The sequence below is a fragment of the Kitasatospora sp. NPDC048540 genome (assembly GCF_040651175.1).
Taxonomy (GTDB): domain Bacteria; phylum Actinomycetota; class Actinomycetes; order Streptomycetales; family Streptomycetaceae; genus Kitasatospora.
In genome coordinates this window covers 14,107-37,042 of record NZ_JBEZIR010000085.1, presented here as the reverse complement: position 1 = coordinate 37,042, position 22,936 = coordinate 14,107, and the positions used below count along the sequence as shown (strand labels likewise).

21 protein-coding genes are annotated in these 22,936 nt (G+C 68.2%); 8 read left to right on the top strand and 13 right to left on the bottom strand.

What is annotated here, in order from left to right:
- Window positions 1-265 precede the first annotated feature (265 nt).
- A complete protein-coding gene (locus AB0D08_RS27720) occupies window positions 266-784 on the top strand; it encodes a helix-turn-helix domain-containing protein (RefSeq protein ID WP_359892591.1) in 519 nt (172 codons plus the stop codon).
- A gap of 48 nt (window positions 785-832) precedes the next feature.
- On the opposite strand, the gene AB0D08_RS27715 is transcribed toward AB0D08_RS27720, so the two are convergent.
- Window positions 833-3,967, bottom strand: coding sequence for a Tn3 family transposase (locus AB0D08_RS27715; RefSeq protein WP_359892596.1), 3,135 nt, complete (start codon window positions 3,965-3,967; stop codon window positions 833-835).
- Window positions 3,968-4,261: 294 nt separating this feature from the next.
- Between AB0D08_RS27715 and AB0D08_RS27710 the strand changes: the two genes are divergently transcribed.
- The 3 genes from AB0D08_RS27710 to AB0D08_RS27700 are packed head-to-tail and all read left to right on the top strand — an operon-like array spanning window position 4,262 to window position 6,842.
- A complete protein-coding gene (locus tag AB0D08_RS27710) occupies window positions 4,262-4,972 on the top strand; it encodes a site-specific integrase (RefSeq protein WP_359892588.1) in 711 nt (236 codons plus the stop codon).
- Window positions 4,969-5,304 carry a helix-turn-helix transcriptional regulator gene (locus AB0D08_RS27705; protein ID WP_102909085.1) on the top strand — a complete coding sequence of 112 codons (336 nt, stop codon included), beginning with the start codon at window positions 4,969-4,971 and terminating at the stop codon, window positions 5,302-5,304. Before AB0D08_RS27710 ends, AB0D08_RS27705 begins: the two co-directional genes overlap by 4 nt.
- Before the next feature lie 41 nt (window positions 5,305-5,345).
- Window positions 5,346-6,842, top strand: coding sequence for a hypothetical protein (locus tag AB0D08_RS27700; RefSeq protein WP_359892585.1), 1,497 nt, complete (start codon window positions 5,346-5,348; stop codon window positions 6,840-6,842).
- A gap of 60 nt (window positions 6,843-6,902) precedes the next feature.
- Here the strand turns inward: AB0D08_RS27700 and AB0D08_RS27695 are convergent, their stop codons facing one another.
- The 3 genes from AB0D08_RS27695 to AB0D08_RS27685 all read right to left on the bottom strand — a co-directional run bounded on the left by AB0D08_RS27695 (window position 6,903) and on the right by AB0D08_RS27685 (window position 8,582).
- A complete protein-coding gene (locus AB0D08_RS27695) occupies window positions 6,903-7,235 on the bottom strand; it encodes a hypothetical protein (RefSeq protein ID WP_359892583.1) in 333 nt (110 codons plus the stop codon).
- Window positions 7,236-7,298: 63 nt separating this feature from the next.
- Window positions 7,299-7,793, bottom strand: coding sequence for a hypothetical protein (locus tag AB0D08_RS27690; protein WP_359892580.1), 495 nt, complete (start codon window positions 7,791-7,793; stop codon window positions 7,299-7,301).
- A gap of 522 nt (window positions 7,794-8,315) precedes the next feature.
- Complete coding sequence (locus AB0D08_RS27685) at window positions 8,316-8,582, bottom strand: hypothetical protein (protein ID WP_359892577.1); 267 nt, start codon at window positions 8,580-8,582, stop codon at window positions 8,316-8,318.
- A gap of 870 nt (window positions 8,583-9,452) precedes the next feature.
- On the opposite strand from AB0D08_RS27685, the gene AB0D08_RS27680 reads away from it, so the two are divergent.
- Window positions 9,453-10,166 (top strand): hypothetical protein, encoded by a 714-nt coding sequence (locus tag AB0D08_RS27680; RefSeq protein ID WP_359892574.1) that lies wholly within the window; start codon window positions 9,453-9,455, stop codon window positions 10,164-10,166.
- Window positions 10,167-10,176: 10 nt separating this feature from the next.
- Here the strand turns inward: AB0D08_RS27680 and AB0D08_RS27675 are convergent, their stop codons facing one another.
- Window positions 10,177-10,701: a DUF6262 family protein gene (locus AB0D08_RS27675; RefSeq protein ID WP_359892571.1), complete on the bottom strand. Its 525-nt coding sequence runs from the start codon at window positions 10,699-10,701 to the stop codon at window positions 10,177-10,179.
- Complete coding sequence (locus AB0D08_RS27670; protein ID WP_359892568.1) at window positions 10,698-11,378, bottom strand: hypothetical protein; 681 nt, start codon at window positions 11,376-11,378, stop codon at window positions 10,698-10,700. Before AB0D08_RS27670 ends, AB0D08_RS27675 begins: the two co-directional genes overlap by 4 nt.
- Before the next feature lie 85 nt (window positions 11,379-11,463).
- Between AB0D08_RS27670 and AB0D08_RS27665 the strand changes: the two genes are divergently transcribed.
- Window positions 11,464-12,030: a hypothetical protein gene (locus AB0D08_RS27665; RefSeq protein WP_359892565.1), complete on the top strand. Its 567-nt coding sequence runs from the start codon at window positions 11,464-11,466 to the stop codon at window positions 12,028-12,030.
- A gap of 30 nt (window positions 12,031-12,060) precedes the next feature.
- Here AB0D08_RS27665 and istB read toward each other — a convergent pair whose 3' ends face one another.
- Genes istB through AB0D08_RS27650 form a run of 3 tightly spaced genes read right to left on the bottom strand, consistent with a single transcriptional unit; the run spans window position 12,061 to window position 15,246 of the window.
- Window positions 12,061-12,831, bottom strand: coding sequence for an IS21-like element helper ATPase IstB (gene istB / locus AB0D08_RS27660; RefSeq protein ID WP_359892562.1), 771 nt, complete (start codon window positions 12,829-12,831; stop codon window positions 12,061-12,063).
- Window positions 12,828-14,180: an IS21 family transposase gene (istA, locus tag AB0D08_RS27655; RefSeq protein WP_359892559.1), complete on the bottom strand. Its 1,353-nt coding sequence runs from the start codon at window positions 14,178-14,180 to the stop codon at window positions 12,828-12,830. The genes istB and istA overlap by 4 nt, the downstream gene beginning before the upstream one ends.
- The gene (locus AB0D08_RS27650) at window positions 14,125-15,246 is read right to left on the bottom strand and encodes a hypothetical protein (RefSeq protein ID WP_359892556.1); all 1,122 of its coding nucleotides are present in this window, start codon (window positions 15,244-15,246) and stop codon (window positions 14,125-14,127) included. The genes istA and AB0D08_RS27650 overlap by 56 nt, the downstream gene beginning before the upstream one ends.
- A 178-nt stretch (window positions 15,247-15,424) precedes the next feature.
- Here AB0D08_RS27650 and AB0D08_RS27645 point away from each other — a divergent pair, with 178 nt between their 5' ends.
- A complete protein-coding gene (locus AB0D08_RS27645; RefSeq protein ID WP_359892553.1) occupies window positions 15,425-16,093 on the top strand; it encodes a hypothetical protein in 669 nt (222 codons plus the stop codon).
- Between the two features lie 222 nt (window positions 16,094-16,315).
- On the opposite strand, the gene AB0D08_RS27640 is transcribed toward AB0D08_RS27645, so the two are convergent.
- The 4 genes from AB0D08_RS27640 to AB0D08_RS27625 form a co-directional block, all read right to left on the bottom strand.
- Window positions 16,316-16,828: a DUF6262 family protein gene (locus tag AB0D08_RS27640; RefSeq protein ID WP_359892551.1), complete on the bottom strand. Its 513-nt coding sequence runs from the start codon at window positions 16,826-16,828 to the stop codon at window positions 16,316-16,318.
- An 8-nt stretch (window positions 16,829-16,836) separates the two neighbouring features.
- Complete coding sequence (locus tag AB0D08_RS27635; protein ID WP_359892548.1) at window positions 16,837-19,326, bottom strand: hypothetical protein; 2,490 nt, start codon at window positions 19,324-19,326, stop codon at window positions 16,837-16,839.
- Window positions 19,326-20,492, bottom strand: coding sequence for a site-specific integrase (locus AB0D08_RS27630; RefSeq protein WP_359892546.1), 1,167 nt, complete (start codon window positions 20,490-20,492; stop codon window positions 19,326-19,328). Before AB0D08_RS27630 ends, AB0D08_RS27635 begins: the two co-directional genes overlap by 1 nt.
- 122 nt (window positions 20,493-20,614) lie before the next feature.
- The gene (locus AB0D08_RS27625) at window positions 20,615-20,785 is read right to left on the bottom strand and encodes a hypothetical protein (RefSeq protein ID WP_359892543.1); all 171 of its coding nucleotides are present in this window, start codon (window positions 20,783-20,785) and stop codon (window positions 20,615-20,617) included.
- 440 nt (window positions 20,786-21,225) lie between these two features.
- Here AB0D08_RS27625 and AB0D08_RS27620 point away from each other — a divergent pair, with 440 nt between their 5' ends.
- Window positions 21,226-22,737, top strand: a complete 1,512-nt coding sequence (locus tag AB0D08_RS27620; protein WP_082526857.1) for an aminotransferase class V-fold PLP-dependent enzyme — start codon at window positions 21,226-21,228, stop codon at window positions 22,735-22,737.
- The last annotated feature ends 199 nt before the right edge of the window (window positions 22,738-22,936 follow it).

The window sequence follows — 22,936 nt, the reverse complement described above, 5'->3', positions numbered from 1 at the left end:
CACCCGCTGGAACAGCTCCCACAACTCGTCCGGTACCAGCCGCTCCACGATCGTCACGAGAGCAGCCTACAAGCCCAAATGAGATGGCTTCTTAGTCATGGGTTTCTCCACTGCGTCAGGGCAAGCAGTCACGGGGTGCAGCTCTTGTCACTGCCGGGCGGCCGCATGCCTGCCCCCTGCGTGTGCGCATCACCGCGGGAAGCTCGCTGACTGCTAAAATAGAAGCTACTAACTTCTACATTAGCAGTGACTTCAGGAGGATGGCATGTCGAGTCGCATGCGGCTGGAGGACCGGGAGTGTCCGCTGTCCACGACGGTGCAGCACGTCGGCGAGTGGTGGACTCTGCTGATCTTGCATGACGCCTTCGATGGCTATACGCGCTTCGACCAGTTCCAGCAGAATCTGAACATCTCCACCAGCATGCTCACCGCACGGCTGAAGACGCTCGTGACGGATGGCCTGCTGGAACGGCGGCTCTACCAGGACAAGCCGACCCGTTACGAGTACGTGCTCACCGAGCGGGGCCGATCCCTTCGGCCAGTGATCGTGGCCCTGGCCGCCTGGGGGAACCTGCACCTGGCGCCGCGGGAGCGGTCCATGATCTTGGTGGACGCCGCCAGCGGCGAGGAGGTCGAGCCGGTTCTGGTCGACGCCCGTACGGGACGAAGTCTCCACGACAGTGAGGCGTTCGTCTTCGCCGCCGGTCCGGCCGCGAGCACCGCAATGCGCTCACGGTATGCAAACCTGCGCAGCCAGCGGGCGGGTAGGGACAACGTGCAGTAGGCGTGCCCAGCTATCGCCGCCACCATCACATGCAGCGCACCGGCCTCCCTAGTCCGGCCCGCTCCCATCGTCGTCCTCGTCCAGTTTTGGCGTATCCGGGTCGCGCAGCGGGCGCAGGGCGCCAGCGGCCGGTGTCGAGGCGGTGAAGCTGTAGCGGCCGAGCAGGTTCAGGTTGCGGTGCTTGAGCGGGGACAGCCGGGCGATGTCCTCCTCCCGGATCTCGTGGCCCTCGGCCTGGAGCTGGGCGACGGCGGCGTCGATGTACGTCGTCGTCCAGAGCACGATGGCGTTGAGGACCAGGCCGAGCGCGCCGAGCTGGTCCTCCATGCCGTCGCGGTACGCCTGGTGGATGCTTCCGCGCTTGCCGTGGCACACATCGCGGGCGAGCTTGTGGCGGGACTCCTGCACGGTGAGCTGCCGGTTCATCTGCCGCCGGTAGGTGTCGTCCACCGGGTCGACCACCCGCAGCAGGTGCTCGGTCTTCGCGATCCGCCCGTACTCCGCGAACGCCGCCCCGAGCGGCGTCGGGCGCCCGTCGCGGCCGAACATCCGCAGCAGGTCGTAGGCACGGACCTGGTTGGTGACCAGAGAACCGGCGACCTTCAGCATGTCCGGCCAGTGCGTGATCACCTTGTTCAGGTTCACCCGGTTACGGGCCAGGTCCTCCACCGCGCCGTACGTTCCGGTCTCGACGCCAGGCATCGTGGCCCGCCAGAACCGCTGGTCGTCCAGGTCGCGGAAGCGGGGGCTGAAGTTGTAGCCGAGGATCTTGAACAGGCCGAACACCATGTCGGAGTACGAGGCGTTGTCGGTCGCCACCATCTCCGGCTTCACGCCGCCGTCGAGGTTCAGCAGGGCGTCCAGGATGTGCAGGGAGTCGCGCGGGGTGCCGGGCACGACCATCTGCCCGATGCCCGCGACCTGGTCGTTGACGGCGTTGAGCCAGGTGATGCCCCGCTTGAACCCGAAGTACTTCGGCGACGGGGCGGCGTTGATGGTGCGCACCGGCACCTGGAAGCGCAGCCCGTCCACGGAGGCGAGCAGCCCGTCGCCCCAGTAACGCACGATCGGGATGCCGGCCTGGGCGGCGATCAGCCGCGCGTTCGCCGCGGCGATGGTGTCGGCGCGCAGGTAGTACTGGTCGACGTGCACGAGCCGGGCCCGGGTCAGGGCCTCGTAGCCGGGGTTGACCACCGGGGCCAGGCCGATGTTGCACGCCTCGGACACCAGCAGCGCGACCACCGAGGTGGGCAGGTCCTTCATCCGGGTGGTGCCGTCGCCGAGGTGGACGAAGGCGTCGAGGAACCCGGTCCAGGCGTTCACCTCGAACAGCAGGTCCGGCAGGTCGATCTTCGGAAGCATCTTCTCGACCCGCCGGCGCAGCCATGTCAGGGACTTCGGTTCGCCAAGCGCGCCGAGCCCCGCGACGTTCAGCTTCACCCGCCCGTCGTCCTGCACCTCGATGGAAACCTTCGCCGCCGGCCCCGCCTCCTCCAGACGTTCGGCGAGCTGCTTCCATCCGGCGTCCAGGCCCCGCACCAGCTCCGCCAGGTGCTCCTGGACGGGCATGTCCAGGCTCAGGGCCGCCAGGACGTCCTCCTCAACCGAGTCCCAGTCGGGCCCGTCCAGCAGGCGGGCCCGCGGGTTGGACCAGCGGTGCGAGGGCGAGGCGAACACGTAGCGGCTGTTCAGGGCCCGGTGCAGCTGCTCCAACACGCACACCACGTACGCGTCCCGGTCCACCGCGCCCTGCGGCAGATTCGGGTTGGCGTACACCGCCTTGCGCCACGCCGACGGCACCAGCTTGTCGTCCACCTCGCGCGGCAGCAGCGGCTTGACGCCCACCTTCCGCCGCGCCAGCGCCGGAAGCCCCCGCACCCCGGCCAGGACGCGTTTCCCGGCGCTCGCCGCGTCCAGCGCCTTCGACTCACCCAGCAACGCGAGGAACGGACGCACCGTGGCGTACCGGTTCGCCAGCGCGGCCCGCATGGCGACCTCGGCCGAGTTCTCGTCCTCGGGCACCAGGGTCACCACCGTGGCCGCCGCGCTCATCACGGCGGCGCGCGGGGCGACCTCCTCCACGGCTGCCCACAGCGCGGCCACGTCCAGGTCCGCCTTCTGCTCCTCGACCAGCTCCAGCTCCTCGAACAGCACCTTCGCCGCCCGCGCGAGCAACCGTGACGCCTTCTCCAACTGCGGCAGCGTGGACAGCCGCTCCTTCTCCGTCTTGCGCTTCGCCGTGTTCAGCAGCCGGGTGGCCATGAGAACCTGGAACAGATCCAGGGCCTCGTCGATCGCCTTCGCCTCCAGGTGCCGCATCACCGCGGTGAGCATCGCCGTGCGCTTCGGCTCCTGAGCCCGCTCCAGCAGCGGCGCCTTCGACCCCAACGCGAATCGGGCCAGCGCCGCCATTCGGTTCGGCGGGATCTGCGACAGCCTCAACCTGCCGAGCCGGTACGCGCCGATCTCGTCCACCCGCTCCAGCGCACGGGCGAACGCCGTGCCCGTCGTGCGCGTCGGCGGCCGGCGCAACTGCTCCAGCTCAGAGAACCGCGAGCCCTCCGGCGTCTTCAGCGTCGCCACCAGGTCCCCGGGCAGCGCCGGGTCTGCGCGGCGGGCGGCGCCCGCGACCGTGGCGTGCAGCCGCTTCTCCGCGACCGTCCGCGCCTCCGCCACCTGCCGGGCCAACACGGATGCCCCAGGCAGCAGGACCCGGTGACGGCGCAGCCAACCCACCGCGTGGTCGAACAGCGCCTTCGGACCCTCGGCATGCGTCCACGCCCGCCCGTGCAGGAACGTACGGAACCGCCGGCCCCACTCGGCGTGCTCGTAGGGGTGGTAGCCGTAGGCGTCCCGGATCTCCCACGCGTGGTCGTACTGCGTCTGACGCCGCTCCGTGTACCGCTTCACCACCGACGGGTCCTCGATACCGAGCTGCACGGCCAGGTGCTCGACCACCGGCCACGGCACCGCGAGCGGGTCCTCCAGGAACAGCCCGACATACCGCACCGTGCACATCTGGAGCGCGAACCCGAGCCGGTGATGCTCCGTCCGCCGCAGGGCGATCAGGTCCCGGTCCACGTCGTCCAGGAAGAAGAACCGCTCCAGCTCTGGCCTCGTCGGCTCCTCGGCGAACGTCCCGTACGCCTCAGCCTTTATCTGTACGCGGTTCAGAATTGTCAGCGACGTACGGGACACGGTCTCCGGCGGGGTGTTCGCTCCCGTGCCTGACACTGCGTCGTAACCGATGTCCGTGACGCTCGTTGCTCCATCCGTGGTTCCAGTGGATGGGGAGGGCCAGGATGCACGTGCGACGGGTCGTGGGGTCCGGGATGCGCCGCGAGACGTACACCGTCGTGGACGGCGAGGGACGGGTGGTCGAGATGGTGGACGACTACCTCGCCCTGTGCACTGACCGGGAGCACTCGCCGAACACCCTCCGGGCCCGCGCTTTCGATCTGAAGACGTGGCTGGGCGGTGCACGTCCAGGACAACGAGGCCGACGCGAAGAAGCGGGCGTTCACCAAGGCCGAGCTGCACGCGTTCTTCGAGCACTGCGATGACGAGGTCGCCCGGATCCGGGCCTTCGGCCGCAAGGGCTGGCTGCCGGCGTTCCGTGACGCCACCCTGTTCAAGACCGCGTACGCCTACGGGCTGCGGCGCAACGAGACGCGGATGCTCGACGCCGACTTCGGCCGCAACCCGCACGGCGCCGAGTACGGCGAGTTCGGCCGCTGCCAGGTCCGGTTCGGCAAGGCCAAGAAGGGCTCGCCGCCCAAGCGCCGCGGCGTGCTGACCGTGTTCGGCTGGACCTCCGACGTCCTGGAGGAGTGGTTCACCGAGGTCCGCCCGCTGCTGGGCACCGACGGCAACCCGGCAGCCTGGCCGTCCGAGCGCGGGATGCGGATCGGCTGCCAGCGCATCAACTCCCGTTTCATCGCCTACCGCAAGGCTCTGGGTCTGGACGACGGGCTGGACTACCACTCCTTCCGAAGGTCCTACGTCACCCACCTGATCGAGGACGGCTGGGACCCTCGCTTTGTCCAGGAACAGGTCGGCCACGAGCACGCCAGCACCACGTCCATCTACACCTGCGTCTCCTCGGACTTCCGCACCCGCACCCTGCGCCGGCACCTGGACGCCACCGTCGCCGCCGCCCTCCAAGCCCAGAACGGAAAGCAGGCATGAAGCGCAAGGTCGGCTACACCTGGCGGTTGCGCGAGGTCATGGCCCAACATCGCATCTTCACCGCGACCGAGCTGGTGCCGCTGCTGCGCGAGCGCGGCATCGACCTGTCCGCCTCCCAGGTCCACCGCATGGTCTCCGGAACCCCGGAACGGCTATCGCTGCAGGTCCTGTCGGCGCTCTGCGACATCCTCTCCTGTACCCCGGCCGACCTGGTGGCCACCACCGCCGAGAACGCCGGGGTCCGCAAGACCGCCACCGGCGACCTGCCCACCCCGCCCGCGAACGTCGCGAAGCTGCGGCCCCGCGCGGCCCGCATCCTGCCCGACGCATGAGCCGCCCCTACGCCACCGACGAGCAGTACGAACGCTGGTTCATGGCCGAGTGCTGCCGCTGCGCCCGCCGCAGGCACAAGGCCGGCACCTGGCCGGACGGCTATGTCTGCCGGACCTGCTCGGACCGCGCGGTGCGAACGCGAGGAACGTGCCCCGGATGCGGCCAGGACCGTGCGCTTCCCGGATGTCACCCCGCCGACGGCTCCGCGATCTGCACGACCTGCGCCGGCTTCTCCCAGACCTTCGACTGCTCCCGCTGCGGCTTCGAGGGCAAACTCCTCGGCGGCCGGCTCTGCGAACGTTGCACGCTCACCGACCGGCTGACCGCCCTCCTGGATGACGGCACCGGCCGAGTCCGCCCGACGCTCACGCCCTTGCTCGACATGCTGGTGGCGATGGACGAGCCCAGAAGCGGCCTGGCTTGGCTGGCGATGCGCCAAGGCCAACCGGGAAACGCCTCGCAGCTACTGCGGCGGCTCGGGCTCGGACAGATCCCCCTGACCCACGACGCCTTCCATGAACTCCAGCCCTGGCGGGCAGCGGCCCATCTGGAAGAACTCCTGATGGCCAGCGGAGTCCTACCCGCCGTTGACAAGTACATCTGCTCCTTCCAACGATGGCTGCCCGGCCACCTGGCCAGCATCGCAGAACCCGAGCACCTGAAGACGATCAAGCCCTTCGCGACCTGGCGTGTCCTTCCCCACCTGCGGGAACGAGCCGATCGCAGTCGGATCACACCGAGCGTCCGCGGTTTCGCAGCCGAGCAGATCACCTGCGCGACGGCCTTCCTGCAGTGGCTCAGCGCCCGGAACAGTACCCTCGCGTCCCTGGGCCAGCTCGACATCGACGCCTGGTTCGCCGAGAACACCGAACGGCGCCGCACCTCCCTGAGGCCTTTCCTCAACTGGGCCATGCAGAGCCGCCGGTGCCCACGCTCCCTCTTCATCCCCGTACAGAGGATCTCCCGGCGGCCTGCCCTGAGCGAGGACGAACGCTTGGCCGCACTCGGCCGACTGCTGACCGACACAGACGCACCGATGCGCCTACGCGTCGCCGGGGTCATCGTCCTCCTCTACGCGCAACCCCTCACCCGGATCGTCCGGCTGACGATCGACGACGTGCTCCACGACGGAGAGACCGTGCTTCTCCGGCTTGGGGAACCCGCCTCACCCATCCCCTCACCGGTCGCGGCCCTGCTGCTGGCGTATATCGCGGACCGCGGCAACATGAACACCGCCACCAACCAGGCATCCCGCTGGCTCTTCCCCGGCCGCCGAGCCGGCCAGCCGGCCCGCCCCGACCACCTGTCGGCGCGCCTGGGCGAGATCGGCATCCCGGTCGCCGCCGCCCGCGGCGCCGCCGTCCGGCAGCAGCTCCTCGAACTTCCCGCCCCCGTCGTCGCGGACGCCCTCGGCTACCACGACAAGACCACCAGCCGACTCCTCCGAGAGAACGGCGGAACCTGGAGCCGATACGCCACAGGCGACCACACCCGGTCACCGGCGGGCTGGGCTCCCTTGGGAACCCATGACAGTTGAATACGCCACCACCAGTAAGTACCGAGGCAGATGTCGGTGCAGGAGCCTCGCGAGACCGGCTCAGGACGCGGACGGTGGGTTCTTTCGGAAGTAGTCCTCCAGGACTTCCTTGCCCAGTGAGGTCAGGTGAGTGACCGTGAAGCCGGTGCGTTTCGGCTCCGTCTGCTCCCACTCCACTGCCCACAGGCGGCGACTCTCGCCAGCCGCCACGTCAAGTGCTCGCCAACCGTACTGGCCACCTTGGACGATCGGTGCCTCGTTCGCGATGATCGCCAGCTTCTGCACCATGGTGATGGGGATGGTCGTCCACCACCGCGCGCCCGCCGGACGGTACGAGAACTGTTTGCGGCCGGGGGGCACATGCGGGATCAAGTACTTGCCACTGTCGGTCATGGGCTAATTCTCTCCGGGGCGCCCGGCCAAGGGGCGGCCTTTGGGCTGACTCCTGGACGGCGGTTAGCCCTGGTGGTCGGTCAGCTTGGCGGTACTCACGATGCGACTGCCCTCGTAGAGCTCAATGACCTCTCGGTAGCGGTTCTGCTCGCCGTCCAGGGTCAGCTCGCGGCGGCCCCAAGCACTGAGGTCTCGGGTGTAGTTGTCTCCTGTATCGATCTGGACGATCCAGCCGCCCTTGCCAGCGCGCTTGGTACGGAGTCGTACAGCTTCGTGTACGGTCGCCAAGTCCCCGATGGTGATCGCCCTGTCGCGCGAGCCGCAGATAGGACAGGGTGGGTTGGCGTCTTCCAGGGCCTGTCCGCAGTTGAGGCACTGCGCGAGCACCGGCTCCTCCGTCAACGGCATGACCTGCGCTCGGCTACGTACCGCCGCGAGTTTGAGCTGGCGATCGTGCTCGCGGCACACCTGCCAGGTCTCCTCGGTCTCGCCGGTAAGGGTGAGCACGGCGACGTGCGTCGCCTCGCCCTGGCAGTTGTCCATCTCGCATGCGGTCACGCCAGCGATCGTATGAGTGGTCGCCCGGGAGCCCGTTCTCGACATGCGCCTGATGCGACGGTTCAGCCAGGTGCTGGCCTCCGGGTTCAGCTGGTATGCCTTCGGGATCACCTACGGTCACCGTCGGGGTGATCCCCACGGAGAACTAGCGACAGTTGAATACGCGCGCCCACCAGTACCGAGGCCGTACTGCGCGGTTGCAGGGAGGTCGCCGCGCAGCGCCCCCGCCCGCTGCCAGTCGGCCAGCTGTCCGAGCACGCCACGCACCGGCTCGTCGGCGACGCCGGTAGGGTCGGTGCCGAACCCTCACCTCGGCAGCGGCCTCCGCCAAGGCGTCCTCGTTCGGGCAGTCGAAGGCCTCGCGCCACGGCACGGCTGCCTTGTCGTAGGCGGCCGGGACGGTGTGCAGCCCGCTGTCGAGAGCGGCGGGCGACCACGGCGGCCGGGTGTGGGGCGGGCGAACGCCGCCGGACAGCACCTTCCCGGCACCCGCCCGGCACCCGGGTTGGGCGGGGGTGCTGCTCATCCGGCCGCAGGCGCCGCGGCCGCCCGGCCGGCGTCGGTGGCGGCCTCGAGCTCGGCGGCCAGCACCTCGAGTTCGCGGGGCAGGTCGCCGAGCACGCAGGACGGGAAGGCGGCGGCGAGCGCGCAGACGGCGATTAGCGGCATCCGCTCGCCGGGGCGGAGCCCGGGCAGGGTGCCGGTTGTGTGAGAGGCGCCGAGCACCACGTCCGCCGCCAGGGTGTAGCGCAGTTCCTCGGTCAGCTGGCCGTCGCCGCCGGGGATCACCTCCTGGTGGCCGGCCCGCTCGATCGCCGCGGCCGCGTGCTCCAGGGCCTGGGCGTGGCGCTCGTCCTCCTGGCGGCCGGCCAGCTCGCGGATTCTCTGGGGCTAATCGACTGTTCGCGCAGGCTATGGCGCCGTCTGTGCAGCTCAGGGACGGTGAATGGAGACACTAGCGCCTGCAACAGGTGTGGTGCCATCACCGGTTGGAGTGAATGGAGGGTGAGCCGGCGGCCGCATCGGCCGGACCGAGTCGGTCGCTGATGTCGAGTTGCTGAGCCGGAGACAACATCGAAGATGTCTTGTAGGACGTCAGTACGAGGCTAGGTGGAAGCTCATGTCGGTTCCAGCTCTGCACGGAACGCCGGCGCACCTCCCCGAATCCTTTCGCGTGGATTCCCTTGCCGACTTCATGGATCAGTGTCGAAGTGAGTGGACTATTGAGCGCTTCGGTGCGGCCTGGATCGAATCAGTTAAAGGCAATAAGATTTCCGGTCGGCAAATCGCCCGGAGGTATCCGATATTGCTTCATTATACGAGGAGTGAGTATCGGAAGGCGATCGAGAGTGAGGGTCTCCGGGAGCGCTGCTTCTTCACGCCAACGCCATATGCAGGCTGTGCCTCGGCATGCGTGATTGGACTGCCTGCTCCCGTGGATACGGTAGTGGCAATCGACCCAACGCTTATTCCGGAGTGGTATGGGCCTGGGGTGGCGGTGCCATCTCGCCTTGCTGTCGCAGAAGATATCTGGCCGGGAGGCGCTATTGAATTCCTGTGTTTGCATAAAGTGCCAGTCGAAAGTATCAGGCATGTGGCTGATGTCCGCTCCTGTGGCGATGCGCCATGGGACTGGGTGCGGAAGCTGAGGAGCCCCTAGTGCCCTCGCTTTATGAAGTGATTGCAAAGGTGGCGTCGGATGCCGTTGTGGTTGCCGTCGCGGGCAGGTCGGACTCGCCGCTCGACACCGTCCGCGCCTGGGATGGCACGCAAGCCGTGTGGCTCGCCTATGAAACTCATCCCGAGGGGAGAGTCGAGGCTCACCTCACCGTGAGGCCTGCCGACGTCAAGATGCTCGGCATGGAGGAAAGTTCCGATGAGTTCCTCCTTGTGGTAGGCAGCAGAGCCTGGCGTGGTGACGATCATCGGGCTTTTTGGTCATCTCCCGAACGGTACTCAAGAGTAGTTGGGCGGGGCATCTCGACCGACGAGCTTTCTGCCTGGGTTTCGGAGAGCCTCGGCGATGCCTTGGGGCGGGCTTCTCGAGAACTCCGACCGCTCAGAGCTGTGGGTGGAAAGACGGCGCCGACCAAGAAGACAGCGACGCGTAAGAAAGCGGCGAAGAAAACGACGGTCGCAGCGGCCAAGGAGGCGGCGCCAGCCAAGAAGGTGGCGGCGAAGAAAACGACGGTCGCAGCGGCCAAGGAGGCGGCGCCAGCCAAGAAGGTGGCGGCGAAGAAAACGACGGTCGCAGCGGCCAAGGAGGCGGCGCCAGCCAAGAAGGTGGCGGCGAAGAAAACGACAGCTGCAGCGGCCAAGAAGGCGGCGCCGGCCAAGAAGACCACATCGAGGCGCCAAGCTGTTGCGAATTAACAGGTGCCAGTCACCCTTGTTTGTTGAGGGCTCTGGTCAGCTCGCGGTTGGCGGCCCGTGCGGCCGCCAGGTCAGTCCGAGCATCTTCCAGGCCGACAGCCAGTTCGACGTTCGCCTGCTCCAGCCTTGTGATTTTTCGTTGGAGTTCGTCGATGTCGGCGGGGGCGCCGAGGCCGGACTCGCGCCATGCCTGCTCGCCCAGCGCCTCCGAGAGGCGGTGTTCCAACTGCTGGATGCGGCTGATCAGGCGGGTGTTGCGGGCCTGGGCGTTGGCGAGATCGGCCTGGAGCGAGGCCCAGCTGACCGGTGACCTGCCGGCCGGATTCTGACTGGCGGGTTCGAGCTCGGCCGCGTGCACCAGGGCAAGCAGGTCGCGGTGCCGGTAGAGGAACGCGCGGTCCACTCCAGCCTGCCGGGCGACGGCCGACACGCTGATCGGGTCGCCGTTCTTCGTGGCGTTCTTGATCGCGGTGGCAACGCGCTGGCGGCGCCGGTCAGTGTCGGCCGAGCGGCCGTCGCGCATCGCGGGGATCACCCGTTCCTCCAGGGGCGGACGTCGGGCTCGGGCTGGCCGACCTTCGGCAGGCCGAGCATGATGGTGCGGCCGCGGCGGACCACGGCGACGGCCTCCTCGATCTGCGCCCGATCCTCGGGCGAGAGGTCGTCCAGGTCCGCCTTGACCCGGTTGACCAGCCGCCGGACCCGGCGGATTTCCTCCTCGGACGGCATGGCCTCCGAGCGAGCCCAGTCGTCGGCCTCGAATGCGGACATCAGCCTCTCCCTGCTTCGCAGCAGGTCGGCGAGGTAGCGCTCCAGGTCCGGCAGGTAGGAGATGTCGGTGCGGAAGTGGTCACAGCCGACGCAGCGGAACCGGAGCGGGCAGGCGTGGCCGCCGGCGGAGACGTTGTTCGGCTCCAGGCAGACGCCGTAGGCGGTGGCGACCTCGCCGATCGCGCGGCGCACGTGCTCGGAGTCGAGCAGGCCCTTCACCTTGCGCCAGACCCGGTTGCCGTGTCGGTCGAACTGCAGGGCTGTCACCCGGTCCACTGCCTCGCGTTTGCGTTCCTCCCTGACCCGGTAGTAGCCCTGCGTGGTCACCAACTCCCGGTGGTCCATGAGGACTTGGAGGACTTCTGGTTTGACTCCCGCGTCCGCGTGACGCTGGGCGAAGCAGTGCCGGTTGTCCACGTACTCATCAAAGTGCTCAGCCAAGTACAGATGAATGTGCTCAGTCCGCGGGCCCCGATCATGCATCTCCCTGTGAGCGATGTCGGCGCCGTGCGGTTTACTCCTTGGCGTGGACAGCGCTGATGATCTCGCCGTGAACCCCGCTGAGCCGTCGTGGGCCGAGGAGGTGGCCGCGTTGACCGGTTGGAGCGGGGACCGCTGGCTCGTCGACTGGGAGTCTGCGGAGCGGGAGCTCGGCCTTCGTCTTCCCCGGGACTACAAGCTGCTGGCTGAGACGTTTGGCGCGGGCACCTTCGACGACATCCTCAGCCTCTGCGTCCCGGGATCACATGGCCTGGACCTGATCGTTGCGGATCACGCTGATTTCTCAGCCCCCGCCCCATCCTCGGGCCCAACGGCCCGGCTCCTCGAGTGGGCGACCGCAGACGAGTGTTCGTTCTGCTGGCTCGTCGAGGATCAGGACCCGGAGAAGTGGCCGGTCTTCGCTCGCAGTGACAAATGGGACCCTTGGGAACGCTTCGACTGCTCCGCCGGGGAGTTCCTCCATCGGATGCTGAGCGACCCGCAGCACCCCTACTCCCTCGCGGAGTACTCCGAGACCCACGGGTTCACCTCCGCCACGGAGGTCGAACAGGCCAAGGAGGCCTTCGAGGACGAGTACTACCCGCATTGGTGAAGCGGGCGTCTACCTACTGTTCCTCGGTGGTCAGGCCGCCTCGGTGTCGCGTTCGATGGCGGCGAGGCGGTTCTTGAGCCGGTAGCTGGGTCCGTTGATGGAGACCACTTCGCAGTGGTGGAGGAGCCGGTCGAGGATGGCGGTGGCGAGGACCTCGTCGCCGAAGACCTGGCCCCACTCGCTGAAGGTCTTGTTCGAGGTCAGGATGATCGAGCCCTTTTCGTAGCGCTTGGAGATCACCTGGAAGACCAGGTTCGCCTCGGCGCGTTCGAGGGGCTGGTAGCCGACCTCGTCGACCACGAGGACGCTCGGCCGCAGGTAGGTGCGGAGCTTGCTGGTCAGCCGGCCTGCGGTCTCCGCTGCCTTGAGGTGGCGGACCATGTCGTCGAGGCTGGTGAAGTAGATCGAGAAGCCGGCCCGGCAGGCGGCGACCGCCAGGGCGACGGCAAGGTGGGTCTTGCCGACCCCGGGTGGCCCGAGCAGGGCGGCGTTGGCTTTGGCCTCGACGAAGGAGAGGGTGGCGAGGTCCTTGATCTTGCGGGGGTCGAGTTCGGGCTGGAACGAGAAGTCGTAGTCGTCGAGCGTCTTGTGGTGTGGCAGCTTCGACAGCCGCACGTTCTGGCGGAAGCGGCGGTCGTCGCGAACGGCGAGTTCCTCCGCCAGGACCAGGTCGAGGAACTCGAGATAGCCCATCTTCGCCTCGTCGGCCCGCTGGGCGTACTGGTTCAGGCCGTCGGCGAGGTGGGGCAGGCCGAGCTTGGCGGCCGTGGTGCGGATGCGGGTGCTGACCAGCTGGCTCAACGGGACTCCCTCGTCGTGGAGTTGGTGGTGAAGGGGCGGGTTCCGGTCAGCTCGTCATAGACCGACAGCGGCCTGCGGCCGACCTCGACATGAGCCGCGGCGGCCCGGCTCAGGAGGGCCTGCAGCGGACTGGTCTCCTCGGCCACGGAACGGTCGCGTCGGGGCCGGGGAAGGACGTCGCCCGTGGTGACGCGGCGGGTGTCGCCCTTCGGCAGACCGTCCCAGTGGCGTTCGTCGACAACGCGGGCGCCCCGGCCAACCGCCCGGGGATGGACGGCCAGAAGAGTGTTGCCGTTCGCGTCGGGGACCGTGGTGTGGAGCATGACCTGGGACTTCGTGGCCCGGATCTCGACCAGCTGGCGGGCGCGGACCTTGCGGGCCGGCACCGAGTAGAGGTTGGCGTCGAAGGCGACCAGGCAGTCCTTGCCGACATGCCGCAGGTGCCGCTGCGTGACGATGTAGGGCGTTCTCGACAGTGGCCGCAGGGCCATGTGGTCCCGGACCGCACGATTGCCGATGACTTCGCCGTGGGTGCCGTGGACGCGGGATCGCCGTAGCGGCACCCAGGCCGTGAACGCGGCGTCGAGCTCCTCGACCGAGGAGAACGCGCGGCCGGCCAGGACGTGGTCGCGGACGATGGCGACCTGCCGCTCGACCCGGCCCTTGCCCTGCGGACGGTAGGCGGCGAGCACGTCGATGTCGAAGTCGTAGTGGCCGGCGAAGGCCACCGCCTCCGGGTGGAGCGGGACCGCCTCGCCCGGGGCGACGTGCCTGCGGACCACGGTTTTGGTGCGGTCGTAGACGATGCTCATCGGCACCCCGCCGAAGTGCGCGAACGCCTGGCGGTGGCAGTCGAAGAAGGTCGCCAGGTCCTGGCTGGTGGTGAAGCAGCAGAACGGGTCACGCGAGTACGACAGCGTCATGTGGAACGAGTAGACCCGCGGGATACCGACGTGGGCGAGGATCTTTCCCTCGTCGCCCCAGTCCACCTGGGCCTGGGCGCCGGGGACCACCTCGAACCGGCGGTGCAGGCCGGCCAGCTCACCGGGGCTGATGCCGAGCTCCTCGGCGATCCGGGGCCTGGCCTCCTGCAAGTAGATCTTCACGCGCTGGTAGTTGCCCGTGAACCCGTACTCGTTGGCCAGCCGCTCGTGGACGACCGCCCCCTTGATCAGGATCTCGGACCGCAGCATCGCGTCAATCAACGGTGCGACCTCGTCCACCACCCGCTTGCGGGCCTGCCCGGTCGGCACCCGGCGGGGCGGCGCGACCGGCCCCTGCGCGGCAAGGTACTTACGGACCGTGCGGCGGTTCAGCCCGGTCTCCTTCGAGATCTCCGACAGGCTCATCGCCCCGGACTCGAAGAGACCGCGGAACCGCCGGAGTTCCAACCAGCGATGCGGATCCAAGACCATCGTCAGCCGCCCTCCGCCACCCGAACAGGCCAAGCAGCAGACTGCCGAACCGAGACTCTCCGCACCTCAGGAACTGGGCACGTTCACTCGTACGTGGCTGAGCACATTCACACGTACGCCGACACCGGTAGGCATAGAGGAAGATCTTGGACTTGTCGAAGGGCAGCATCACCAGCTTCGGCTGGCCGTGCTCCTCGACCACGACCGGGACCAAGAAGTCGGGCAGGGAAACGACCCAGGCCCGGCGAGGATCGCCGATCGTGGTGATCGACTTCTTGCCTTCCGGGTTGGCGACTGGGCTGGGCAGCAGCTTCAGCTCGGCGGCCGGGGTGTCAGGGAACCGGCGCCGAACTGCTTCCTGCTGTGCGGTGATCACGGCTGCGGTCGCCTTCGAGATGGGCAGGGTCCGGCCCAGCCAGTAGGCCTTGTGGTTGTCATAGACCAGGGTGAGCTTGCCGTCCGGGTCCTTGCGCAGGCACTCCAGCGGAAGCGTGGCGATCTCGTCCGGGCGCCGGCCGGTGTCGATCAGCAGCTCGACGGCGACCCTGACCTCGCGGCTGCTGGACTTCTCCAGTAGATCGAGGTTGTCGCAGAGCTGCCGCATCACCTCATCGGGCAGGTCCCGGCCAGCCTCGGTGTCCCCCGGCTCGTCCGGGATGTCCTGCAGGGACAGAGCGAAGCTGGCGGGCAGGCTTTCCAGGGGCTGACCCGGGCCGGTCAGGCCCAGGACCCGGACCCTGTTCATGATCTGCCGGGTGTGGCGGACGAGGTTGATCCGCGTGTAGGGGCTGATCTTGCCGGTCTCGGCCAGGAACGCGAGCCGGTTCAGGAAGTTCACCATGTCGGGGCGGTCCAGGAGAACGGGCAGGTGACCGCCGTCGGGCCGCTGCAGCCGCAGGCTCTCCGACAGTGCCACGATGCCCGCGAGCATGTTCTGCATCGCGTGGCGGACCGACTTGCCGCGTCGGCGGGGAAGCTCGTCGGCGGCCCAGACCTTCACCGCCTCGCACAGAGGTCGCGCCGGGACTCCCGCGAGGCTGGAGGCCCAGCATGTCGGGCGAAGGGCCGTGGATCTTCTGCGCCGGTGGCGGTTCCTGTGGGCGATCAGGAACCTGGAGGGGGATGCCCATCCAGCCGGCGGGCCGGATATCCTCGCCGCCGCTTTATGGAGGTGCAAAGTGGAGTTCCTGCTGGGCGTGGCTGCTTCTCTGGTTGCTGCAATTCTGCTCGCGTTCTCCGCCAGATATCTTCCCGGGCGACTCAAGGCCGTAGTGGCAGCCTTGGTGGGTCGCGCGCTGGGTTGCGGGATTGATCGTGTTTTTGAAAATGAAGACGCCGCGTCTGGCGATATTCTCTCAATGGCGGCGACATCTAAGGCGATTCGGGTCCTCAGTATTAGGGGTTTCAGGCTGACGGGCGAGGGCCGGCCGCTGAATAAGCTGCTGGATAAATCTCGCGAGTACGACAGTCTTGAGGTGATGTTAGCGGATCCGAAATCCAGTGCAGTCGTGGACCGAGCGGCAGGATTTGAGCAGCAATCTGCCATATATCCCATGGCTGCAATGTATGTTGAGGATGTTGCCAGATCCCTCGCCGTCCTGGCGGAGCATGCGAGGCATGATCCAAGAATTCGCGTTCGCATGCATAGTCAATGCCAGTCATTTCGACTGTTCATAACGGATGACTATATTTATCTCTCATTCTTTCCGAAGGGTCGTTCGGCCTCCACGAGCCCGGTCTACAGGGTTCGGAAAGCGAGCCTCCTTTATGAGGCTTTACTAAGGCACTACCTCTGGGTGCGCGACGAGCTGAGTGAAGAATACTTGCCGCAGCCTCGACGGGAGTGAATTGGTCGACCATCTGGAGTGGATGCTCGGTGGAGATCCGTAGCACCCTGGGATTTCCGTTCTGAAGCTCCGCCCATCCTCTAATTTGATGCTCGACCAGGTTTCCCGGCTCTTCTACGAGTTACTTCCCTTGCTCAGGCTGGGGTCGTGGTACGCGTTTCCAAAGCATCTAGTGCTAGACCCGCACGCATATTGCCCGCCCGGTCGATGTCTGCAGCCGGTTCAGCTGCGCTGGTTGAGAGTCCGGGTCAGATCCCGGTTCGCTGCTCGTGCAGCGTCGAGGTCTGCCCGGGTCTCCTCCAGAGCGGCGGTGAGCTGGATGTTCTGCTGTTCCAGCCGGGTGATCTGCTGCTGGAGTGCGTCGAGGTCGGCGGGGGCGCCCAGGCCGGACTCCTGCCAGGCCTGCTCGCCCAGGGCCTGTGAGAGGCGCTTCTCCAGCTGCTGGACGCGGGCGGTCAGGCGGGTGTTACGGGCCTGGGCGTTGGCGAGGTCGGCTTGAAGAGACGCGCGGCTGACCGGCGAGCCGGTGGCCGGGTCCTGGCCGGCGGGTTCGAGTTCGGCGGCGTGGACCAGGGCGAGCAGGTCGCGGTGTCGGTAGAGGAAGGTGCGGTCCACCCCGGCCTGCCGGGCGATCCCCGAGACGCTGATCGGGGTGCCGTCCTTCGTTGCCTTCTTGATCGCGTTGGCGACGCGCTGGCGCCTGCGGTCGGTGTCGGCCTGTCGGCCGTCGCGCATCGTGGGGATCACATGCTGCTCCAGGGGCGGACATCGGGCTCGGACTGGCCGATTTTTGGCAGGCCGAGCATGACGGTGCGTCCGCGGCGGACCATGGCGACCGCTTCCTCGATCTGGGCGCGGTCCTCGGAGGTGAGGTCGTTCAGATCCGCCTTGACCCGGGTGATCAGGCGCCGGACCCGGCGGATCTCCTCCTCGGACGGCATGGCCTCCGAGCGGGCCCAGTCGTCGGCCTCGAACGCGGACATGAGTCGCTCGCGGCTCCGCAGCAGGTCTGCGAGGTAGCGTTCCAGGTCGGGTAGGTAGGAGACGTCGGTGCGGAAGTGGTCGCAGCCGACACAGCGGAACCGGATTGGGCAGGCGTGGCCGCCGGCCGCGACGTTGGATGGCTCCAAGCAGATGCCGTAGGCGGTGGCGACCTCTCCGATCGCCCGGCGCACGTGTTCGGACTCCAGCAGACCCTGGGCTTTGCGCCAGACCCGGTTGCCGTGCCGGTCGAACTGTACGGCGGTCACTCGGTCGACGGCTTCGCGTCGGCGTTCCTGGCTGACCCGGTAGTAGCCCTGGGTGGTCGACATTTCGCGGTGGTCCATGAGGACCTGGAGGACGTCCGGGGCGACGCCGGCGTCCGCGTGCCGCTGGGCGTAGGTGTGGCGGTATGCGTACGGGAAGATCCGGGATTTGTCGAAGGGCACCATGCGAGTCGCCGGCTGGCCGTCGACCTCGACCGTGACGGGGATGAGGAACTCAGGCAGGGAGTCGACCCAGGCCCGATGGGGGTCGGCCATGGTACCGATCGGCTTCTTGCCTTCGGGGTTGGTGTGGTGCCCCGGCAGGAGCTTCAATTCGCTGGTCGGGGTGCCGGGGAAGCGCTTCCGGGCCCGTTCCTGCTGGTCGGTGATGACGGCTGCGGTCGTCTTGGCGATCGGCAGGCGCCGGCCCAGCCGGTAGTTCTTGTTGTTGTCGTAGAGCAGGACGAGTGTCCCGTCGGGATCCTTGTGGAGACAGTCCCACATCAGCTGGCGGATCTCGTCCGGCCTGCGGCCGGTGTCGATCAGGAGCTCAGTGGCGACGCGGACCTCGCGGTTGTTGGCCTGCTCCAGGAGATCCAGGTTGTCGCAGAGCTGGCGCATGACCTCGTCCGGGAGATCCCTACCGGCCTCGGCGTCCTCTGGTTCGTCCGGGACGTCGTGAGGACCCAGCATGAAATCCGCAGGCAGCCCTTCCAGCACCTGGCCTGCGCGGGTCAGGCCCAGGGCCCGGATCCCGTTCAGGACCAGTCGCAGGTATCGCACGGTGGCGACTCGCCCATGGGCGCTGATCCGGCCGTCCTCGGCGAGGAAGGCGAGCCGGTTGCAGAAGCTGACCATGTCCGGGCGGCCGAGAAGGGCCGGCAGGTGTCCTTCGTCGTCGCGCTGCAGCCGCAGGCTCTCCGAGAGCATCGCCACCGAGCTGATCATGGCCTGCATGGTGGTCTTCGCCTGCCTGCCCCGCCGCCGTGGAAGCGAGTCGCAGGCCCAGGCCTTCACCGCCTCGCGCAGGGGCCGCTGATGGATCTTGGTGAAGTTTAGTGTCCCGCCGTGCCCGAAGACATCCAGTTGCCAGGTGTCCTTCAGACGTTCGGTCTCCGCAGTCGCGCCGAGCCGGCCCAGGGCCTTCTGGGCGCCTTTGAGGACCGTACGAACCCGATCGCCCATCCCGGCTTCGGCCAGGTCCACCTGCGAGAGCGGCTCCAGACTCGGGGCCTGGACCGCGCGCAGCCGGTCGCAGGCCACTCGCAGCAGGTGGTCGTAGGTCTTGATGCCGTTCAGTGTGCGCACCTGCAGGCCGTAGAGGAGTTCGGCGACGAGCAGGTCGGGCAAGCCACGAAGGCTAACCTCGCGGTCAACGGCGATCGCGGACTGCGTCAGCCGCCATCGCTCCTCGTCCCCGTCGAACGATCCGATCCGCCGGGCCTCGCTGAGCCTGGCCCTGTGCGCCTTGCAGTAAGTGCCTCTGGCATCGGGGAGCACCCGGTAGCAGGCCGCGACCAGGCAGATCTGGCCGCCAGCCAGCGGGCGCACCGACGGGTGCACGAGGAACTCCTCCAGGGCCAGGTCGGGCGTCCTTCGGTGCTGGGACCTGTGGCTATTGCACAGGCCGGAGACCCTGGACACGCGTGGACGTGGGCAGTTCGGGACGAGGCAGGCTTCCTCGCCGACGCACCGCGCCCTGTGGGTTCTGACGGCGTCGATGTACGCCTCGACTGTCAGGCTGGTCTTCTTCCAGCGGTTGAAGCATCCGGTACAGAGCTTCCTGCCGGACGGCGTCCCCTTCCCACAACCCTGGACTTGGCAGTCGGGCATCCCCAGCACCGGGTGGACCTTCGGGAAGACGACCACCCGCTGGTCCCAGTCCCAGCCCACCAGCTGCAGGAAGCGATCGTCGAGCGCGCTGGTGATCTCGCGGACACGCCGGTCCTGGACATCCCGGGGCAGATGAGGCAGGGGCGTTGCCATCAGATCTCCTCCTGCCGGTGAAGAGCCCGCGGGGAGGGGACTCTCTCCACGGCCTCGCGCAGCCGTGACCGGTCCGGGATCAGGTAGGGCTGGGGCGAGGACGGGTGCTTCTGCCCGAGCAGGGCCTGCACCTCGTCCAGCGACCCTCCGGCGTCCGAGACATTGCTGCCGAAGGCGCGGCGGGCCATGTGCGGGCCCACCCTCCGCGAGAGGTTCGCGCGTTGAGCGAGGCGCTCGCAGAGCTCACCGATCGCGTCCGGCGACATCGGGGCGCCCAGCGGCGCGCGGAACAGGTTGACCAACAGGAAGTCGCTGCCGCCAGCTCCGAGCATCTCGTGGCGTTCCTCGCTGTACTGGTCGAACGCCTGGACCACGAGGAAGTCGACCGGCATGACCCACGCCTGCTTCGACTTCGACCAGGCCCGGTTGCTGTTCTCCCGCCGCTTCACATGCAGGTGCGGTCCGGGATAGTCGCAGCCCAGCGTGCGGGAGTCAGCCAGCAGGTGGCAGTCGGCGCGGCGCAGTCCGGCGGCCTGGCCACGACGTAGACCGACCCGGCCCAGCAGAAGCACGATCAGCCGGTCCCGGCTGTTGCGGCACGCCAGGAACATGGCCACCAACTCTTCGTCGGTGGCCCGGTCGACGTCCGCCTCCGGTTCCTGAAGTCGGTGGCGGGCCCGCAGCCGGTAGGAGAGGCCGCTTTCTTCCCCTTGCGCGGCCGACGGCAGGTCCCGGTTGTCGGCCAGCTCGTAGATCTGCCCCAGCACCGATCGAGGAGCCTCACCGATCGACACTGCGTGCGAGAGCAGCCCCCGCACAGCGGCCAGCACGGCGTTGATCCGCCGCTCGCCGCGCGCCGGAGCCGCTCCTGGTCCGAGCATCACTACCGCAGGGCCATTGACCGGACGGGCAGGCGAGTACTTCAGCCAGACCATGAACAGGCCCAGGTCCCGGGCCGCCGCAGGCCATTGCCGACCCGTCGCCTGGCACCACCGCAGGTAGAGCGCAGCACCGCCAGCATGGGACTTCGTCGTCAGCTCGGCTCTGCTCTGACCGAATCGTAGGTAGCGCAGCCAGTGATCGGCGGCCTGAACAACCTCCAGGTCATCGTCGACAACTGTCCAGTACCGGCTACCCGATGGCAGATCGACGGGGAATGCCCGCATGTGCAACTCCTGGATTTGACGGCTGATGCAACAACCCGCCACAGAGCCACACCCACTGAGAACGAGCCTCAAGGGACTAACGAGGCGTCCTCACACCACGTCACACCACATCGATCGGCGCCCTAGAGAACGCGCACCCACGTGGCCGCAGCCTCCCCGGCGTCGCGGCCGCGGTGGAGCGCGGCCAGCTGGACGGCGTCGAGCGCCTGGTCGTCGGACTCGGACGCGGGCTCGTCCTCGGCCCGGTCGGTCGGGGAGGGCAGCGGCAGCCAGGACAGCGGAGCGGTCGTCATACCGGTGCAACCGTCCCGTCCGGCGGGCGGTCACGGGTGCAGCAAGGCCGGCCCGCGCCGGACCTCGCCCGCGGGGCGGCCCGCCGGCGGCCCGAGTTTCGTACCGGGGCGCTTCAACCGAAGCGTCTCGCAGCGCCCGGCCGCGCCCCGGCGGGTGTCGGTGGTGTCTGGGACACTCGCGGCGTGGTGACGCCGCGCATTGAGACGCCACCAGGGTGGATCCCCGTCTGGCGTGACGTGGGATCTGTACGGTCTTCGGCTCTGTTTCCCCGGGGCGCTGGGGACGGAACCTTCGGGCCTCGTGGTCGGCCTCCGGTTCGTCGGGCGCAGGAATCGGGGCGGCGGGTTCGGGCTGAGCTGGGACCGTTACCGGTGCGGGTGGCAGTCGTTCTGGATCATGGCCGTCCGGCCGACTTCCTGAGCGAAAGTGCGACCGTCCGATGTCGACACCGTCGAAGACCAGCAACCCGCCTCGCCTGCCCTCGGACCAGTGGGAGTCCGGGGGCGGCGCCGGGCCGCTGGCCGTGCACCCGAAGGTGTTCCGTGACGAGCTGGCTGCCGCCGCCGATTGGGTCGTCGGCTACCTCGGGCAGATCACGGAGCGTCCGGTGGCCCGGCCCGTCCCATCGGCGCACCGGCAGGATCTGGCGGCCGGAGCGCTGCCGCAGGAGGGCCAGGTCCTCGGAGCCCTGCTGGAGTTCGTTGACCGGGCGATCGCGCCGTACCCGACCGGCAACGGACATCCCGCCTTCTTCGCCTGGATCAACTCACCGCCATCCCCGGCCGGGGTGATCGCCGAACTGCTGGCCACCGCCATCAACGCGACCTGCGGCATGGGCGAGCACGCGCTGATGGATCTCGAACGAGGAGTGGTGCGCGAGCTGGCCTCGCTGGCTGGCATGGCAGCGACCACCGGCGGGGTGCTGACCAGCGGCGGGTCGATGGCCAACCTGCTCTGCCTCGGCGCCGCCCGCACCTGGGTCCTGCGCTGCCAAGACGCCACCGACGGTCCCGCCTACGATCAGACCCACGCCCGCCTGACCGCCTACCACAGCGACCAGGCCCACATGTCGGTCGCCAAGGCCGCCGCCGTGATCGGTCTGCCGCCATGGCGGCTGCGCACTGTGCCCACCGCCTCGGACCAGCGCATGGACGTCAGGGCCCTGCAGGCGATGGTCGAAGCGGACCGCGCCCGTGGCCTGCTGCCGTTCTGCGTCGTGTCCAACCTCGGCAGCACCGCTTGCGGAGCCGTCGACCCGATCGAGGCGATCACCCGGGTGTGCCGCAGCCAGGGTATGTGGCACCACGGCGACGGCGCCTGGGGCGGCCTCGGCGCCCTCGTGCCCGAGCTGGCCCCGCTCTACCGGAGTGTGGCCGACCTCGACTCCCTGACGGTCGACCCGCACAAGACCCTGTCGGTACCGGTCGGCTGCGGCGCGGCCCTGGTTACCGACCCCGCCCGGTTGCGCGACGCGTTCGCTTTCCGCGCCTCCTACCTCGACGGCGACCAGGACTGGCCCTGGATGTCCGACTACACCATCGAGCTCACCCGCCCCGGCACCCGCGCCCTGACCCTGTGGGCCACCCTGCGCCAGCTCGGCCGCTCCGGAGTGACCGACCTCCTCCAGCACTACCAGAACCTCGCCGAATACCTGCGCCGGCGCATCCAGCAGCACCCCGCCATGGAGCTGTGCAACCAGGGCCCACTGCCCGTGGTCTGCTTCCGTCTGGCTGACTGCCGCGGCACAGGCCTCCCGGACACGCGAGCGGACCTTCACACGGCGGTGGCCGCACGCGTCCAGGCTCGTGGCCACGCTTATCTCGCCACCGTCTGCCACGACGGCGAAACCGTCCTGCGCGCCTGCGTCTGCAACTACCTCACCACCACCGACGACGTGGACACCCTCCTCCAAGAGGTCCAATCAGCCATCGACCACCTCCGGACCACCTGACCCGCCGGCACCCCCGAAGCCCAGCGATGGTCACGCTGCGCAATATGCCCAGGTCCGCGGCGACCGACGTGATCGTCGCCCCGGGCCTGGACCGGTACAACGCGACCGCGTCCGCCTTCTACTCGGTCGGGTAGTGCGTCATCACCATCAGTACAGGACTCCGGTCCTCAGATCCTCAAGATCCAAGTGTCTCTGGTGT